Source organism: Monashia sp. HAY1-5C, assembly GCF_056755255.1.
Map to the genome: position 1 here is coordinate 1 of NZ_JBPGXG010000111.1, position 15,817 is coordinate 15,817.

At 72.2% G+C, this 15,817-nt stretch carries 13 protein-coding genes; 8 read left to right on the plus strand and 5 right to left on the minus strand.

The genetic code is table 11. The features are described from left to right. Positions 1 to 122 precede the first annotated feature (122 nt). On the minus strand, positions 123 to 1,022 hold the full coding sequence (locus ACR9ZK_RS15850) for an SIS domain-containing protein (protein WP_481342916.1): 900 nt from the start codon (positions 1,020 to 1,022) through the stop codon (positions 123 to 125). 130 nt (positions 1,023 to 1,152) lie between these two features. On the opposite strand from ACR9ZK_RS15850, the gene ACR9ZK_RS15855 reads away from it, so the two are divergent. The 4 genes from ACR9ZK_RS15855 (at position 1,153) to ACR9ZK_RS15870 (ending at position 5,323) form a co-directional block, all read left to right on the plus strand. Beyond that, a complete protein-coding gene (locus ACR9ZK_RS15855; protein WP_481342917.1) occupies positions 1,153 to 1,956 on the plus strand; it encodes a DeoR/GlpR family DNA-binding transcription regulator in 804 nt (267 codons plus the stop codon). 171 nt (positions 1,957 to 2,127) lie between these two features. Beyond that, positions 2,128 to 3,390: an extracellular solute-binding protein gene (locus tag ACR9ZK_RS15860; RefSeq protein ID WP_481342918.1), complete on the plus strand. Its 1,263-nt coding sequence runs from the start codon at positions 2,128 to 2,130 to the stop codon at positions 3,388 to 3,390. Between the two features lie 14 nt (positions 3,391 to 3,404). Then, positions 3,405 to 4,424, plus strand: coding sequence for a carbohydrate ABC transporter permease (locus ACR9ZK_RS15865; RefSeq protein WP_481342919.1), 1,020 nt, complete (start codon positions 3,405 to 3,407; stop codon positions 4,422 to 4,424). Further along, on the plus strand, positions 4,421 to 5,323 hold the full coding sequence (locus ACR9ZK_RS15870; protein WP_481342920.1) for a carbohydrate ABC transporter permease: 903 nt from the start codon (positions 4,421 to 4,423) through the stop codon (positions 5,321 to 5,323). The genes ACR9ZK_RS15865 and ACR9ZK_RS15870 overlap by 4 nt, the downstream gene beginning before the upstream one ends. 40 nt (positions 5,324 to 5,363) lie before the next feature. Here the strand turns inward: ACR9ZK_RS15870 and ACR9ZK_RS15875 are convergent, their stop codons facing one another. The 3 genes from ACR9ZK_RS15875 to ACR9ZK_RS15885 form a co-directional block, all read right to left on the minus strand. Then, a complete protein-coding gene (locus tag ACR9ZK_RS15875; protein ID WP_481342921.1) occupies positions 5,364 to 6,980 on the minus strand; it encodes a hypothetical protein in 1,617 nt (538 codons plus the stop codon). 261 nt (positions 6,981 to 7,241) lie between these two features. Further along, complete coding sequence (locus ACR9ZK_RS15880) at positions 7,242 to 8,759, minus strand: hypothetical protein (protein WP_481342922.1); 1,518 nt, start codon at positions 8,757 to 8,759, stop codon at positions 7,242 to 7,244. Between the two features lie 205 nt (positions 8,760 to 8,964). Then, complete coding sequence (locus ACR9ZK_RS15885) at positions 8,965 to 10,491, minus strand: hypothetical protein (RefSeq protein WP_481342923.1); 1,527 nt, start codon at positions 10,489 to 10,491, stop codon at positions 8,965 to 8,967. A 134-nt stretch (positions 10,492 to 10,625) separates the two neighbouring features. Between ACR9ZK_RS15885 and ACR9ZK_RS15890 the strand changes: the two genes are divergently transcribed. The 3 genes from ACR9ZK_RS15890 to ACR9ZK_RS15900 all read left to right on the plus strand — a co-directional run bounded on the left by ACR9ZK_RS15890 (position 10,626) and on the right by ACR9ZK_RS15900 (position 14,486). Beyond that, positions 10,626 to 11,780, plus strand: coding sequence for a DNA glycosylase AlkZ-like family protein (locus tag ACR9ZK_RS15890; protein WP_481342924.1), 1,155 nt, complete (start codon positions 10,626 to 10,628; stop codon positions 11,778 to 11,780). 89 nt (positions 11,781 to 11,869) lie between these two features. After that, positions 11,870 to 12,028 (plus strand): hypothetical protein, encoded by a 159-nt coding sequence (locus ACR9ZK_RS15895; protein WP_481342925.1) that lies wholly within the window; start codon positions 11,870 to 11,872, stop codon positions 12,026 to 12,028. A 70-nt stretch (positions 12,029 to 12,098) separates the two neighbouring features. Beyond that, entirely contained in the window at positions 12,099 to 14,486 is a 2,388-nt protein-coding gene (locus tag ACR9ZK_RS15900) for a molybdopterin-containing oxidoreductase family protein (RefSeq protein WP_481342926.1), read from the plus strand. Between the two features lie 45 nt (positions 14,487 to 14,531). Here ACR9ZK_RS15900 and ACR9ZK_RS15905 read toward each other — a convergent pair whose 3' ends face one another. Continuing rightward, entirely contained in the window at positions 14,532 to 15,404 is an 873-nt protein-coding gene (locus tag ACR9ZK_RS15905; protein WP_481342927.1) for an NmrA/HSCARG family protein, read from the minus strand. Between the two features lie 118 nt (positions 15,405 to 15,522). On the opposite strand from ACR9ZK_RS15905, the gene ACR9ZK_RS15910 reads away from it, so the two are divergent. Further along, positions 15,523 to 15,744: a hypothetical protein gene (locus ACR9ZK_RS15910; RefSeq protein ID WP_481342928.1), complete on the plus strand. Its 222-nt coding sequence runs from the start codon at positions 15,523 to 15,525 to the stop codon at positions 15,742 to 15,744. Positions 15,745 to 15,817 lie beyond the last annotated feature (73 nt).

Below are 15,817 nucleotides of genomic sequence, written 5' to 3' on the forward strand. Positions count from 1 at the left end.
CCCCCCCCCCCCCCCCCCCCCCCCCCCCCCCCCCCCCCCCCCCCCTTTTTTCCGTCGTCGGCAGCGTCAGATGTGTATAAGAGACAGGTTCAGAGGCGCGCGAAACGCCCGGCCGCCGAGGGTCAGGAGAGGACGATGCTGCGGGTGAGGTTCCGCGGTGCGTCGGGGTCGAGGCCGGCGGCGTCGGCCTTGGCCAGGCACAGGCGGTGCAGGCGGACGAGGTCGGCGAGGGCGTCGACGTCGCGGTGCTCGAAGTGGGCCCCCGTGCCGCGGACCTCCTCGGCCAGGCCGGCGGGCACGTCACCGAAGGCCCACACGGCGCGCCCGGGGGCGGCGATGCTGACCGGACCGTGGCGGTACTCCATGGCCGGGTAGGACTCGGACCAGAACTGGGCCGACTCGCGCAGCTTGAGGGCAGCCTCGTTGGCGATCCCGTTGGTCCAGCCACGGCCGAGGAAGGTCACCTGCTCGGTGAGCGCGAGGGCGCCCACGGCGTCGGCGGCGTCCTCGGCGAGCACGGCACGGGCTTGGGCGATGGCCTCGCCGAGGTTCTCCCCCAGCGAGGCGCGCAACAGGGCGAGGGTCGTCGTCGCGAACCGCGTCTGCACGACCGACTGCTCGTCGACGTCGTCGAGCAGGATCGTCGCCTCGGAGCGGTCGGCCACCGGCGTCTCGGGGGTCGCCACGATCGACACGTGCGGCGTGCCCTCGGCGCGCAGCGCCTCGATCACCTCCACGACCTCCGTCGTCGTGCCGGAGCGGCTGATGATGACGACGCGGTCGTAGCCGCGGGACAGGCGGTGCTCGGAGGCCGCGTACGCGTCGGTCGGGCCCTGGCCCAGCTCCTCGCGGCGGGCGGCGAAGGCCTGGCCCATGAACCACGACGTGCCGCAGCCGATGGTGGCGACGCGTTCGCCGGGCTGCGGCAGGTGGTGGGCCACCGCGTCGAGGCGGGAGACGACGCGGGCCCAGTCATCGGGCTGGGTGGCGATCTCGCGGGCGAGGTGCGTGGTCTGCGGCATGGGCGCTCCGTCGGTCGGGCGAGCCGCGCACCGAGCACGCGGCCACATCTGATTGTGTCTGCTCGAAACGAAGCGTAATCGCGCAAAGATGGTCATGTCCATTGCACGTTCTGCGCGGTATCGTCAGCGCGTGACCGAAGAGAACGACCTCGCCCGCAACCGTGCCAGCCGTTGGTCGATCATGCTCGACCGTCTTGCCACGGCCGGTCGCCTGGGCGTCGGCGAGGCCGCCGAGCTGCTCGGGGTCAGCGAGGCGACGATCCGCCGCGACTTCTCCGAGCTGGCCAAGCGCCAGCTCGTCGCGCGCAACCACGGCGGCGTCGTCGCGACGAGCGTCGCCTACGAGCTGCCGTACCGCTACCGGAGCACCCGCGCCGACGACGACCGCGCCCGCGTCGCCGAGGCCGCGGCCGCGCTCGTCGGGGCCGGCCAGGTCGTCGGCCTCAACGGTGGTACGACGACGACGGCCACCGCCCGGGCGATCACGGCCCGCGACGACCTCGTCGACGCCGACGGTGAGGTCACCATCGTGACCAACGCGCTCAACATCGCGTCCGAGGCGGTGCTGCGCCCGCACGTGCAGTGCGTCTCGCTCGGCGGCGTCGCGCGTCCGGAGTCCTACGAGGTGACCGGACCGCTCGCCCAGCTCGTCCTCGGCCAGCTGTGGCTCGACGTCGCCATCGTCGGGGTCAACGGCCTGTCCGCGCGCGAGGGCGCGACGTGCCGGCACGAGGAGGAGGCAGCGATCGTGCGCGCGATGATCGAGCGCAGCAAGCGCGTCATCTGCGTCGCCACGGGCGACAAGCTCGGGGTGCGCACCTTCGCCTCGATCTGTCCTGCCGAGCGCATCGACCACCTCGTCACTACCGTGGGCGCTGACCGGGCGGAGGTCGACGCACTCCGCGAGGCGGGCGTCGACGTCCACGAGGTCTAGGCGCAGGCATCTCCCTGGGATGCTCGATTGTGATCGAATGATTGCGCATGTAGTCAGTTTCGCTCTTGCCAACTGCACACTTGCGCGCCTAAATTGTTCGACACCTCGAGGAGAGGGTGGCCGGGTGGTCCGACATCGGACCCCGTGACCCGGCCCGGACCAAGGAGAGACATGAGCTCGACGAAGAAGACTGTGGTCGTCGCGGGTCTGGCCATCGCAGGCCTCGCCCTCGGCGCGTGCGGCGGGGGCACCGGCGCCGGCTCGGCCGGCGGCGGCACCGGGGGCAGTGGCGGTGGGCAGGAGACCAAGACGATCAAGCTCGTCGCGGCGGAGTACTCCAAGGACCACACGAAGGCCTTCTGGGACGCCTTCGCCAAGACGTACAAGGAGAAGACGGGCTACACGCTCGAGGTCCAGGTCGTCAGCTGGGACAACATCGACCAGCAGTCCTCGACGATGATCCAGAACAACCAGGCCCCCGACATCCTCAACCTCAACGCGTACGCCAGCTACGCCAAGGACGGCCTGCTCTACAGCTCCGACGAGGTCCTGCCGCCCGCCACCAAGAGCGACATCCTCGACACGTTCGTCAAGTACGGCACGTACGACGGCAAGTTCTACGGCTTCCCCGACCTCAGCAGCGCCCGCGCGTTCTTCTACAACAAGACGCTCTTCAAGCAGGCCGGCATCAACGAGCCGCCGAAGACGTGGGACGAGCTCGAGGCCGACGCCAAGAAGATCGCCGCCACCGGCAACGTCGGGTACGCGCTGCCGCTCGGTCCCGAGGAGGCCCAGGGCGAGTTCTCGATGTGGCTGTTCAACAACGGCGGGGACTGGAAGACCGACGGCAAGTGGACGATCAACTCGGACAAGAACGTCCAGACGCTGACGTTCCTCAAGAAGCTCGCCGACGAGAAGGTCACCCAGAACAACCCGGCCCGCACCAACCGCGCCGACGCGTTCGACCTCTTCAAGTCCGGCAAGGCCGGCATGGTCATCGGCTTCAGCCCGCTCGCGGCCGACCTCGACAAGGACGCCAAGGTCGACTACGGCGTGGCGCCGTTCCCGACCAACGACGGCTCGGAGAGCAAGACCTTCGGCGTCACGGACTACCTCATGGCGTTCAAGAAGCCGGGCAACCAGAACGCCGTCAAGGCCTTCTACGAGCTGTACTACCAGCCCGACCAGGTCAACACCTTCATCAAGGCCGAGGGATTCCTGCCCGTCACGAAGAGCGGCGTGCAGCAGTTCTCCGGTGACGAGAAGCTCAAGGTCTACCTCGACACCCTGCCCAACGCCCGCCTGACGCCGACCGACGACCCGACGTGGGACAAGGTCAAGCTCGCCGTCCAGCAGAACCTCGGCAAGGCGATGAGCGGCGACCCGAAGGCCGTCCTCGACGACCTGCAGAAGACCGCCGAAAACGGCGGCTGAGGGGCGCGCCTCGCATGAGCTCCCCCACCACGTCGACGCCGGACCCTGCCCTGTCGGCGGGGTCCGGCGCCGGCTCCCCCTCCGCGCCGGCCGCGTCCGGGGGTGCGGACGCGGCCCGCCGCCGGCGTCGTCCCCGCGCCGGCCGCATCGGCCAGGTCCACCCCCTCGTCGCGCTGCTCTGGCTGCTGCCGGCGCTCGTGCTCATCCTCGGCGTCGTGCTCTACCCGGCGATCAAGCTCTTCCAGGCCTCGCAGGGCGAGTACTCGATCACCGGCCTGCGCAAGGGCGACGCCGGGTGGAACAACTACGCGAAGGTGCTCCAGCACGCCGACCTCGGCACGGTGCTGACCAACACCGTCATCTGGGTCGTGTCGGTCGTCGCGGTGACCATCGTGCTGAGCCTGGCCCTCGCGCAGTTCCTCGTGAAGCAGTTCCCGGGCCGGCGCTTCGTGCGCTGGGCGATCATCATCCCGTGGGCGGCCTCGCTCATCATCACGAGCCAGCTGTTCGTCCTGCTCTACGACTACAACTACGGGATCATCAACCACGTCCTGCTCTCGCTGCACCTCATCGGGCAGCCGATCGACTTCCTCGGCGACGACAGCTGGACGATGTTCTCGATGGTCGTCGTCGGCGTCTTCGTGTCGATGCCGTTCACGATCTTCGTCTTCATCGCCGGGCTCGGCGCGGTGCCCGACGACGTGCTCGAGGCGGCGACGGTCGACGGGGCCAGCCCGTGGCAGCGGTACTGGAACATCACCCTGCCGCTGCTGCGCCCGGCGCTGATGATCGCGACGGTGCTCAACGTCATCTACGTGTTCAACAGCTTCCCCATCATCTACACGCTCAACGACCGCAACCCGGGCTACCTCCACGACACGACGATCACGTTCATGTACAAGCTGGCCTTCAAGAGCCAGGAGAAGGACGTGGGCATGTCGGCCGCGGCGGGCATCTTCAACGTCCTGCTCATCCTCGTCGTCGTGGCCGTGTACCTGAAGATCATCAACTGGCGAGAGGAGACGAGCCGATGACGGCCACCACCGTGCCCACGGCTCCTGTCGCGGGAACCCCGGCGTCGCAAGGCGGTTCGCAGCCCACCCCGCGGGATCCCAAGCGCCGCAAGCGCGCCGGCATGGCGGTCGGGGGCGCGCTCGTCGCCCTCGTCTTCCTCGCGCCGTACCTCGTCATGGTGCTGGACTCGCTGCGCACGAGCACCGACGTCAAGAGCACGCCGCCGTCGTTCCTGCCCCGGGTGTGGCAGTGGGACACCTACGCCCAGGTGCTCGGCGACGACCGGTTCCTCAACTGGCTCAAGACCTCGCTCATCGTCGCGAGCGGCTCGACGGTCATCGTCATCCTCGTGGCGATCCCGGCGGCGTTCATGACGGCCCGGCACCGGTTCCCCGGCCGTGGGGCGTTCCTGCTGCTCGTCCTCGTGACGCAGATGTTCGCGCCCACCTCGCTCGTCGTCGGCCTCTACCGGCAGTTCTTCGAGCTCAACATGATCAACACGTACGGGGCGCTCATCATCACGAACGCCGCGTTCAACCTCGCCTTCGCGATCTGGATCCTGCACGGCTTCTTCGCCTCGATCCCGCTCGAGGTCGAGGAGGCCGCCGCGCTCGACGGCGCGAACCGGTGGGCGGTGCTGCGCCGCGTCATGCTGCCGCTGACGCTGCCCGGGCTCGTCACGGCGACGATCTTCACGTTCATCGCCGCGTGGAACGAGTACGTCGTCGCGCTGACCCTGATGATCGACGACGACCGCAAGCCGCTGACGGTCGGTATGCGGGCCTACATCACGGGCTACGAGCAGCACTGGGACCAGCTGTTCGCCGCGTCGGTCATCGCCGTGGTGCCCGTCGTCATCCTCTTCGCGGTCATCGAGAAGCACCTCGTCGGCGGCCTCACCGCGGGCAGCGTCAAGTAGCCGACACGTCGTCGAACGGACGTCGTCGGCCCGGTCCCGCTCAGATCCACCCGGGCGGGACCGGCACGACGACGCCGACGACGTCGGGAAGGCTCCCGACGCGTCCGAGGTCGACGAGGGGGCCCTGCGACGCCCGGGCCGCGATCTCGCGGCACTCGACCGGCGTGCACCACGCCGGGAGGCGGCCGTCCTGGGCTTGGCGCACCGCCATCCGCAGCGTGCCGGCCATGATCGCGCCCGCGCGGGTCGAGTGCTGCGACGGGTCCTGGTAGACGACGACCGTCGGGCGCGTGCCGTCGGCCCGGCCGCGGGTCGCGGTGTCGGCGATGGCGGCGTACTGCGCGCGGGTGGCCTGGTGCTCGCCGACGTCGGTGCGCCACGCCTGCACCCCGCCCACGGCGAGGACGGCGAGCGCCGCGGTGGCGACGCGGTCGACGGGCAACCAGCGTCCCCGGGGCAGCCCGACGTGGAGGACCCGCCGACCGTCGAGCAGCAGGGCCACGGGCAGCAGCGCGACGAGCCACGTCCACAGCTGGCCCCGGGCCTCGGTGACGATGCCGGTCAGGAGCGTCTGGGCGGCGTCCATCGTCGCGACGACGGCCAGCCCGACGAGCAGACGCGCCAGCCGTGGCCGGACGGCCGGGTCGCGCCAGCCGAGCACGACGGCGACGGTGCCGGCGGCGGCGGCCCACCAGTGCGGCGCCCAGAGCGCGACGGTCGCCTCCGCCCAGCGCGACGCGTTGACGTGGAGCGCCTGCAGCGAGGTGAGCGGGTCGGGGTGGCGCCACGCGGCGACCTGGAGCCCGAAGTGGCCGAACGCGAACCAGTTGAGCGTGTACACGACCCCCACCGCGAGGGCGAAGGCCGCGACCCAGCCGGCGAGGAGCGCGAGGACGCCGCGCCACGGCGCTTGGCGCAGCAGCACGACGGCCAGCAGGAGGAGCACGGCCCCGACCGGTGGGTACGACAGCACGGCCGCGACCTCCACGAGGAGCAGCCACGCGCCGAGCCCGACGCGAGAGCGGGCCGCCCACGGCAGCGTCCAGGCACCGGCCGCCGCGACGAGGACGGACGGCGTCAGCGTGCCCGGCCAGTAGAGCAGCTGCGTCCAGACGGCCGAGGCGAAGACGGCCAGCCCGAGGAGAGCGTCGACGACGGGCGTGGGCCGGATGCCCGCCCGGTGCAGGATGCGCCAGAGGCCGGCGACGAGGACCGCGTAGCCGGCGACGTAGGTGAGCGACGCCGTGGTGGGCGTGCCGTACTCGCCGACGAGGTGCCACCAGACGGTGTTGAGCCAGCGCCCCTCGGTGAGCTCATGGGCCGAGGCCGAGGGGACGCCCGTCGTGCCGGCGGGGACGAGGAAGGGCCAGTCGTCCTTGCGGATGAACGGGGTGACCGCCTGGCTGAGGCCCTCGGTCAGGACGAGCGCGACGCTGACGACCGCGGGCACGAGGAGGGCGCGGGGGATGCGCCGGCCCCCACGGACGGCGGTCGGGGGACTCGCGAGGGCTGCGTCGGCTCCCGGCGCTGCAGGGACCTCCGGGACCTCCGGGACCTCCGGGACCTCCGGGACCTCCGGGACGTCAGGGACTTCGGGGGCTGCGGCGGCCGCGGGGGCTTCGGGTGTCGCGTCCGGGGCAAAGGTCTGGGAGGTCATCGTCGGGTACGTCCGTCGGGGGCAGTGGGGCGCGGGCGGTCGCGCCCGTGACCTCTCGACGATAGGCGCGGACGGTGGCCACGGACGGGGTCTCCGGCGAACCCGCAGGGACTTCGCAGCAGCCTCCCCGCGGACGCCGTCACCCCGTGAGTCGTCTGTGGCGTCGCTGACGAGCGGCTGTGGGCGCGCTGGGTGCCCTTCTGCGACAAAGGGGGTGAATCGCCTTGCGACCGTAGTCGCTTCCTCCGGACCGTCGGTGCTTCACAGCCAGCCGGGCGGCGTCGGCACGACGACACCGACGACGTCGGTGGGCTGCCCGAAGTCGTCGACGAGGCGGACGACCGACCCGGGCGGGTACCCGACGAGGTCGGCACACTCAGGGCCACTGCACCACCGTGGCAGGAGGCCGCCCTGGTCCTGGCGCACCGCCATGAACATGGTGCTGGCCATGAGCCGCCCGTCGCGCGAGTCCTTGACGTCCGGGTCCTGGTAGACGACCACCGTCGGCGCCACGGCCCCGGGCTCGTGGTGGGTGGCCCGCTCGGCGATGGCGGCGTACTGCTGGCGCGTCGCCTGGTGCGCGCCGATGTCCCCGCGCCACGCGAGCACGCCGGCGACGGCGAGGAACGCGAGCAGGACGGTCGCGACGAGCTCGAGGGGCCGGACACGTGGGACACGTCGGACGCGTCGGTCCGGTCTGTCGTCTCGGGCTCGGTCGTCGTGCCGTCGGTCCCGTCCGGTGAGCAGAAGGGTGACGGGCAGCACCGCGACCAGCCACGTCCACAGCTGGCCGCGCGCCTCGGTGACGGTGCCCGTCACGAGCGTCTGTGCGGCGTCGATGCCCGAGGCGACCGCGAAGGGGATGAGGAGGCGCTGCAGGCGCGGCCGGATCCGGGCGTCGCGCCAGCCGACGACGCCGGCGACGAGGCCCACGAGCGCGACCCACCACTGGGCGGACCAGAGCGCACCGGCGGCGTCCAGCCAGCGTCGCGTGTTCTCGCCGAAGGCGTCGAGGGAGGTCAGCGGGTTGGGCTTTCGCCAGGCGGCGAGCTCGAGGCCGAAGTGCTGGTTGACGACCCAGTTGAGCGTGTACGCGACGGCGATGCCCAGGGCGAACGACCCCACCCATGCACCGGCCACCGCGAGGACGCGGCGCCAGGCCGCGGCGCGCAGGAGCACGACGGCGAGGACGAGGAGGACGACGCCGATCGGCGGGTAGGTGAGGACGGCCGCGACCTCGCTCAGGACGAGCCAGAGCCCGAGGCGGAGGCGGGAGGTCGCTGCCCCGGGCAGCAGCCAGACCGACGCGGCGCCGATGATGACCGACGGTGTCAGTGCCCCCGGCCAGTAGAGCAGCTGCACCCAGACGACCGAGGCGAACAGGGCGAGGCCGAGGAGCACGTCGACCACGGGGCGGGGCCGCACGCCGGAGAGGTGGAGCACCCGCCAGGCGCCCGCGACGAAGAGGGCGTACCCGACGGCGTAGGTGAGCGCCGCGGTCGTGGGCGTGCCGTGCTGGCCGACGAGCCACCACCACCCGGTGTTGAGCCAGCGGCCCTCGCTGATGTTGTAGTAGGACGGCGGGACGGCACCGGGCGAGTGGTCCGGCAGCAGGAAGGTCCAGTCGTCCTGGCGGATGAACGGGGTGACCGCCTGGGCCACACCCCGCGTGAGCAGGAACGCGACGGCGATCGTCACCGGGACGAGGGCGCGACGCCTCGGTGGCCGGCTCAGGACGCGCCCCCGCCTGACGGCGGGGGCGAGGGTCTGCGTCGTCATGGTCGGGCCGCTCCCGGGAGTCCGGTTGCCACGGGGGTCGGTCCCGTGACCTGCCACCTCACGTACCCAGAGTCCGCCGGAACCACCTGCTTGCGCCCACGAGGACCGGTTCAGGCCGCCCGGCAGGAGGCGCAGCAAGCGGACCTGACGAGCGGACGGAGGCGTGGTGTCCTGGCGCTGCTGGGCGCGCTCGTGCCGTGGACGCTCACAGCCACGCGGGTGGCGTCGGCACGACGACGCCGACGACGCCGACGACGGCGGGCGCACCGTCGGACCCCGGGAGGGGGACGACCGACCCGGGTGGCTGCGTGGCGAGCCGCGTGCACTCGTCGCCGCGGCACGGCCGGGGCATGATCCCCTGCTCGACGCGCAGCGCCATCGTGAAGGTGCTGAGGGTGAGCCGGCCGTTGCGGGAGTCGGCGACGACCGGGTCCTGGTAGAGCACGACCGTCGCCGGGCCCTCCTGCTCCTGCTCGGCGGTCTGTTCGGCGGCCTGTTCGGCGACGGCCGAGAAGGTCATCCGGGTGGCCTGGTGCTCACCGATGTCGGCGCGCCAGGCGAGCACGCCGCAGACGGCGAGGATGGCGAGCAACAGGGTCGCGACGTGGTCGGTGAGCCGGCCGGCGGCGGCCGTGGTGCCAGTGATGGCAGGGGTGGCAGCGGCATGTGTCGCCGGCCGAGGCGTGACGAGCAGGAGAGCGACAGGCAGCACCCCGAACAGCCACGTCCACAGCTGGCCGCGCCCCTCCGTGACGACGCCGGTGCCGATCGTCTGCGCGGCGTCGATGCCGACCGCGACGGCGAAGGCGACGAGCAGGCGCTGGAGGCGTCTGCGCACGGCAACCTCGCGCCAGCCGACGGCGATGGCGGCGAGGCCGACGAGGGCGACCCACCACTGGGCGGACCAGAGCAGCCCGAGCGTCCCGATCCAGCGACCGGTGTTGTCGAGGAGGGCATCGACGGAGGTGAGCGGGTTCTCGTGGCGCCATGCGGCCAGACGCAGGCCGAAGTGCTGGTTGACCACCCAGTTGAGCGTGTAGGTGGTGAGGACGCCAACACCGAACGACGCGATCCACGCCCCGACGACGCCGAGCACTCGGCCCCACGGGGCGTCGCGCTGGACGAGGACGGCGAACACGAGCAGCAGGACGCCGATCGGCGGGTAGGTGAGGACGGCGGCGATGCCGCTGAGCAGGAGCCAGAGGCCGAGCCGGCGGCGTGAGCGGGCGGCCCACGGCAGCAGCCACAACCCGCCGGCCCCGACGATGATCGAGGGCGTCAGGGCGCCCGGCCAGTAGAGCAGCTGCACCCAGACGCTCGACGCGAACAGGGCGAGGCCGAGCAGCGCGTCGACGGCGAGGCCGGGGCGGACTCCGATGAGGTGCAGCAGCCGCCACATGCCGGCGACGACGACCGCGTAGCCGATGGCATAGGTGAGCGCTGCGGTCGTGGGGGTGCCATGCTGGCCGACGAGCCACCACCACGCGGTGTTGAGCCAGCGACCCTCGCTGATGTTGTAGTACGACGGCGGGACGACGTCCGTGGTGTTGTCGGGGAGCAGGAACGTCCAGTCGTCCTGGCGGATGAACGGCGTGACCGCCTGCGCGATGCCCCGGGTCAGCAGGAACGCGACCGCCACGGTCACCGGCACGAGGACGCGACGACGCGAGGCGGTGGTGCGGATGCGGGACGGCCAGCCGGTGTCGGTCGGAGCGATGGTCTGCGTCGTCATCCTGTCGGCCCGCCCATGCACGCGAGGATCCCACGAACCGCGACGGGACACCGCCGTGGCGCCGCCACCCGGGACACGGAGGGTGGTGCGTCCAGCGGGCGTCTTCCGTCCGGAACCGGTGCGACGATGCGGACATGGGCACGGCGGAGGCGAGGGTGACGTGGGGGCAGGCGCTGGGCTGGCGGCTGGAGCGGCACCTGCTGGACCCGGTCGGACCCGCGTCGGCGGCTGACGTCGTGCGCCGGCTCGGCGCGGTGCTGTCGATGGACGAGGCGCTCGCCGACGTCGCCGTCGGCACCCGCAGCACCAGGGCGCGTCCGGGCGACCTGGCGAAGGCCGTGGCGGAGGGGTCGGTGATCAAGGCGTTCGCGTTCCGCGGGTCGATGCACTACCTCTCGCCCGAGGAGGGCGGCATCTACCTCGCGCTCCGGTCGGCCGGGCGGCAGTGGGAGCTGCCGAGCTGGGTGGAGTACTACCGGCTCGAGCCGTCGGACTGGCCGGCCTTCCGGGCGGCGGTGCGGGAGGCGCTGAGCGACGGCCCGCTGACCATCGCCGAGCTCGGGGCGGCGCTGACCCGACGCCCCGCGTACCGGCACCTGAAGGAGGTCTTCGACGAGGGTGCCGGCACGCTGCTCAAGCCGCTGACCTGGCAGGGTGACATGTGCTTCGGTCCACCCCGCGACGGGCAGCACACCTTCCAGCGCCTCGACACCAACCCCCGGTGGACAGGCCTGCCCGACCTCGACGACGCGGGCCCACGGGCGGTCATCGCGTACCTGCAGACGTACGGCCCGGCAACCCTCGACCAGGTGCACTACTGGCTCGGCAACGGCCTGAGTGCGGGCCGCAGGCGGCTTGACCGGTGGATCGCAGGTCTCGGCGACCGGCTGGTCCCCGTCGACGTCGAGGGCACGACCGCGTACGTCGTGCGCGAGGACCTCGGCTCGTTGGCAGCCTCGCGGCCTTCGGAGGCGGTGCGGTTCCTGCCGGGCCATGACCAGTGGGTGATGGGTCCCGGCACCGGGGATGTCCGGGTCACGCCGCCGCCTCTCCGGGACGCCATGACGCGCAAGGCGAACTCCGTGGTCGTCGGTGGTGTCGTGAGCGGGACGTGGCGCCGGAAGGGCGACGCGCTCGTCGTGACCTGGCCGGGCGAGCGGCGGCCGTCCCGGGCGAGGCTCGAGCAGGGGGCCGCCCGGCTTGCCCGCGTCCTCGGCACGGACCTGGAGGTGAGCGTCGTCGCGTCGCCCGCTCCCGACGCGCCCGTCCCGCGCGGGCGGATGCGGTGACGGCCGGGCCCGTCGGACCGTGGGTTGCAGGTTGCCGGGGGTCCGCGCATCGTGGAGGACACACCGTTGCCCAGCCCAGGAGACGACCGATGAGCGCCACCCCGAACGACCCCGACGTCGAGCAGACCGAGCGCGAGGAGGCTCCGGAGCAGGAGGCCGCCGGCGTCGAGATCGGTCGCACCGAGGGTGAAGGCAGCACCTTCGAGCCGGAGGAGGACCCGGAGGGCCACGCGAGCTCGTCGCCGTGAAGCCTGACCTTCCCCTCGCTCGCGCCTAGACTGCGAGTCGGGGATCGCGGCGATTGTCGTTGGAGGCGCCATGCCCGCCGAGCGTGCCGACCAGGTGGCCACCTTCTGTCCGATGTGCGTCTCACGCTGCGGCGCGACGGCCACCGTCGTCGACGGTCGGCTCACCGCGATCGGGCCCGACCCGGCTCATCCCACCGGTCGGGCGGTCTGCGTGAAGGGCAAGGCCGCGCCCCACATCCTCGAGCATCCCGACCGGCTGCTCCATCCGCTTCGTCGGACCCGTCCCAAGGGAGCGACGGACCCGGGGTGGGAGCAGATCAGCTGGGACGAGGCGCTGGGAGCGATCGCCGACAGGCTGGGGACGATCGCCGCGGAGAGCGGCCCGGAGGCGGTGGTGTTCGGGTCGGCCTCGCCGTCCACGTCGGCCCTCAGCGACTCGGTGGACTGGGTCACGCGGCTGCGCCGGGCCTTCGGCACCCCGAACTTCGTCTGCTCGATGGAACTGTGCGGCTGGGGCCGGTTCCTGGCATCGACCTACACCTTCGGCGCACCGGTCCCCGGGGCGTTCATGCCCGACCTCGACGACGCCGGCTGCATCCTCTTCTGGGGCTACAACCCGTCGGTCTCCCGCCTCGTGCACGCCACGGCGACCGTCGACGCGGTGAACCGTGGCGCCCGGCTCGTCGTCGTGGACCCGCGGCGCACGGGGCTCGCCAGCAAGGCGGAGCACTGGCTCCAGGTCCGGCCGGGCACCGATGCGGCGCTCGCGATCGGGTTGACCCATGTCATGCTCGAGCAGGGCTGGTACGACGAGGAGTTCGTGCGTCAGTGGACCAACGCTCCGCTGCTGGTCCGCCTCGACACCGGTCGGCTGCTCGTCGCCGACGAGCTGGCCCGTCCGACCGGCGGGGCCGGGTTCGTGGCCTGGGACCGCTCGGGCTCCGGACCCGTCGTCTACGACCCGACCTTGCGGGCGTACGGGACCGAGGTGTCACGGCTCGCCCTGGCAGGCACCGTCGAGGTCGACACGGTCGACGGGCCGGTCCCCTGCCGTCCGGTTCTCGAGCACCTGCGCGTGCACTGTGAGGCGATGACGCCGGAGGCGACCGAGGCGGTGACCGGTGTGTCCGCCGATGCCGTCGTGGCCACCGCCCGCACGTTGTGGAGCTCGCGCCCCGTGGCGTTCTACAGCTGGAGCGGCGTCGAGCAGCACGCCAACACCACGCAGATGATCCGCGGCATCAACGTCCTCTACGCGCTGACCGGGTGCCTCGACGCCCCCGGTGGCAACGTGCTGTTCACGCCGGTGCCGACCAACCCCGTCGACGGGCCCGAGCTGCTCGGCACGGAGCAGCGTGCCCGGGCCATCGGGCTGGACCACCGGCCGCTCGGCCCCGCGCGGTTCGAGTTCGTCACCGGCGAGGACTTCTACACCGCAGCCCTGGAGCACCGGCCCTACCGGGCGAGGGCCCTGGTCAACTTCGGCGCCAACCTCGTCATGGCACACGGGGACAGCGGCCGGGTGCGGGAGGCCCTGGCATCACTGGACTTCTTCGTGCACGCCGACCTCTTCCCCGGCCCCACCGCCGACCTGGCCGACATCGTCCTGCCGGTGGCCAGCCCCTTCGAGTCCGAGGCGCTGCGGGTCGGTTTCGAGGTCAGCCAGCGCGCTCAGTCGCACGTCCAGCTGCGGCGCCCCGTCGTCGCACCACGGGGCGAGGCGCGGTCGGACCTGCAGATCGTCTTCGCCCTCGCCGACCGCCTCGGCCTGGGTGAGCACTTCTGGGGCGGCGACCTCGAGGCAGCCTGGCGACACCAGCTCGCCCCCAGCGGCATCACGCTCGAGGCCCTGCGCGCCCAGCCCCGGGGCATCACGCTGGACCTGCCGACCGCATACCGCAAGCACGAAGCCCACGGCTTCCGGACGCCGACGGGTCTGGTGGAGCTGTACTCGCAGAGCCTGGCGCAGCACGGCCAACCGGCGCTGCCCACGTTCGTCGAACCTCCGCTCAGTCCTCGGTCCCGACCGGACCTCACGGCCACGTACCCCCTGGTCCTCACCAACGCGAAGTCCCTGCGCTACTGCGAGTCCCAGCACCGCCAGATCGCCGAGCTGCGTCGGGCCGCTCCCGACCCGCAGGTCGAGGTGCACCCCGACACCGCCGCGGCCCGCGGCATCGAGGCCGGCGACTGGGTGCGCATCACCACGCCGAACGGGACGGTCACGGCCCGAGCCAGGCTCAACGCCGGCCTCGACCCCGGAGTGGTGTGCGCCCAGCACGGCTGGTCACAGGGGTGCGACGCCCTCGACCTGCCGCCCGTCGACCCCTTCGAGATGGGCGGCGTCAACCTCAACCTGGTCCTGCGGCAGTCGCCCAGCGACCCCGTCAGCGGCAGCTCGCCGCTGCGCGCGTCCCTCTGCGACCTCGCGCCCGCCTCGCCCCTCGAGCCTTCCTGAGACCGAACCGCCCCGACACTGCGGCGGGCGCTGCCCGCCGGCCGGTCACCCGCCGGGGCGTTGCCTCCGTCGTCTGACGAACTCCTCCACGGTGGCCACCTCGGGATGCAGGGCCCGGGTGTCCGCCGGGTCGACGTGCACCTCGTTCGTCGCCAGCCATCGCCACATCCGGGTCAGGTCAGGGCCGACGAACCGCTGGAACAGCCACACCGGCATCGGGACTCGCCGGGGGTTCCGACCGGTCACCCGACGCCAGAGCGCGCGGCACTCGGCCAGTGTTCGGATGTCCCCGGCCAGCGGGAGGTCCGCGCCGACGTAGGCGGCGGGGTCGGCGAACACCCGCGCCGCGATGGCACCCACGTCCTGCGCCGACAGCCACGGGATCGGCCGGTCCTCACCGACCAGCCGTGGCATCAGCTGCCACGCCGCCACGGGCGGGTAGAGGTCCCGGTCGGTCATCAGCTCCATGAACGCCATGGGTCGCAGCACCGTCAGCGGCAGTCCCTCGCTGCGGGCGTAGCCGGCCACCTCGAGCTTCACGTCCCACGCCGCGACGCCGGTGCCCGGCGTCCCGGGACCGGCCGAACCGTAGACGAGGTGCGACACCCCGCCGGCCAGGGCCGCGCCGACGACGTTCCTGCCCTGGGCGGCCTCGCCGTCCGCGCCGCTGATCATCGGGTTCTGCACGTTGAAGACGCCGTGGACGCCGGTGCAGGCCCCGCGGATGGCGTCGGGGTCGGACAGGTCGGCGCCGACCACGTCCACGCCGAGGCCGGCCAGCTCGCGCGCGGCAGCCGAGTCCGGTGACCGGGTGATGCCCCGCACCCGCCACCCCTCGGAGAGGAGCCGACGCGCGACGGCCCCGCCCTGCCGACCCGTTGCCCCCGTGACGACGATGACCTGCTCGTCGCGCGCCATGGTCCCTCCTCCCTGCACCGTTCGCTCCAGTGTGCCGCGGAACCGCCCGCCCGCGGGGCCCCGGAACGGCGGCCTCCGGGAGTTCCGGCCCCGGCATCCGGCGCGCATACTGGGGGCAATGACACCCTCACCTGCACACCCGCGTCCCCGTCACGCCAGCAGCCCCTTCCAGCCTGACCCGGAGCCGACGGTCGAGGAGTTCGGTCCCGACGACCGGGTCTCGCACGACTCCTACGGGTTGGGTCGGGTCGTGAGCATCGACGCCGGCGGGGCGACCGTCGTCTTCGGCAGCCGGACGATCCGGATCAAGACGCCCTTCCGCAAGATGACCAAGCTCTAGGTGTACCCGGCCATGAGGTTGGTAGCAGCGAGCCTGCTTGAATGAACGAGAACCTCCGAATGGGATGTGGCTT

Excerpts from the sequence above, each read along its gene's own strand:
- ACR9ZK_RS15850 (WP_481342916.1), bottom strand. The coding sequence starts at position 1,022 with ATGCCGCAGACCACGCACCTCGCCCGCGAGATCGCCACCCAGCCCGAT.
- ACR9ZK_RS15860 (WP_481342918.1), top strand. The coding sequence starts at position 2,128 with ATGAGCTCGACGAAGAAGACTGTGGTCGTCGCGGGTCTGGCCATCGCA.
- ACR9ZK_RS15865 (WP_481342919.1), top strand. The coding sequence starts at position 3,405 with ATGAGCTCCCCCACCACGTCGACGCCGGACCCTGCCCTGTCGGCGGGG.
- ACR9ZK_RS15870 (WP_481342920.1), top strand. The coding sequence starts at position 4,421 with ATGACGGCCACCACCGTGCCCACGGCTCCTGTCGCGGGAACCCCGGCG.
- ACR9ZK_RS15875 (WP_481342921.1), bottom strand. The coding sequence starts at position 6,980 with ATGACCTCCCAGACCTTTGCCCCGGACGCGACACCCGAAGCCCCCGCG.
- ACR9ZK_RS15880 (WP_481342922.1), bottom strand. The coding sequence starts at position 8,759 with ATGACGACGCAGACCCTCGCCCCCGCCGTCAGGCGGGGGCGCGTCCTG.
- ACR9ZK_RS15885 (WP_481342923.1), bottom strand. The coding sequence starts at position 10,491 with ATGACGACGCAGACCATCGCTCCGACCGACACCGGCTGGCCGTCCCGC.
- ACR9ZK_RS15890 (WP_481342924.1), top strand. The coding sequence starts at position 10,626 with ATGGGCACGGCGGAGGCGAGGGTGACGTGGGGGCAGGCGCTGGGCTGG.
- ACR9ZK_RS15895 (WP_481342925.1), top strand. The coding sequence starts at position 11,870 with ATGAGCGCCACCCCGAACGACCCCGACGTCGAGCAGACCGAGCGCGAG.
- ACR9ZK_RS15900 (WP_481342926.1), top strand. The coding sequence starts at position 12,099 with ATGCCCGCCGAGCGTGCCGACCAGGTGGCCACCTTCTGTCCGATGTGC.
- ACR9ZK_RS15905 (WP_481342927.1), bottom strand. The coding sequence starts at position 15,404 with ATGGCGCGCGACGAGCAGGTCATCGTCGTCACGGGGGCAACGGGTCGG.
- ACR9ZK_RS15910 (WP_481342928.1), top strand. The coding sequence starts at position 15,523 with ATGACACCCTCACCTGCACACCCGCGTCCCCGTCACGCCAGCAGCCCC.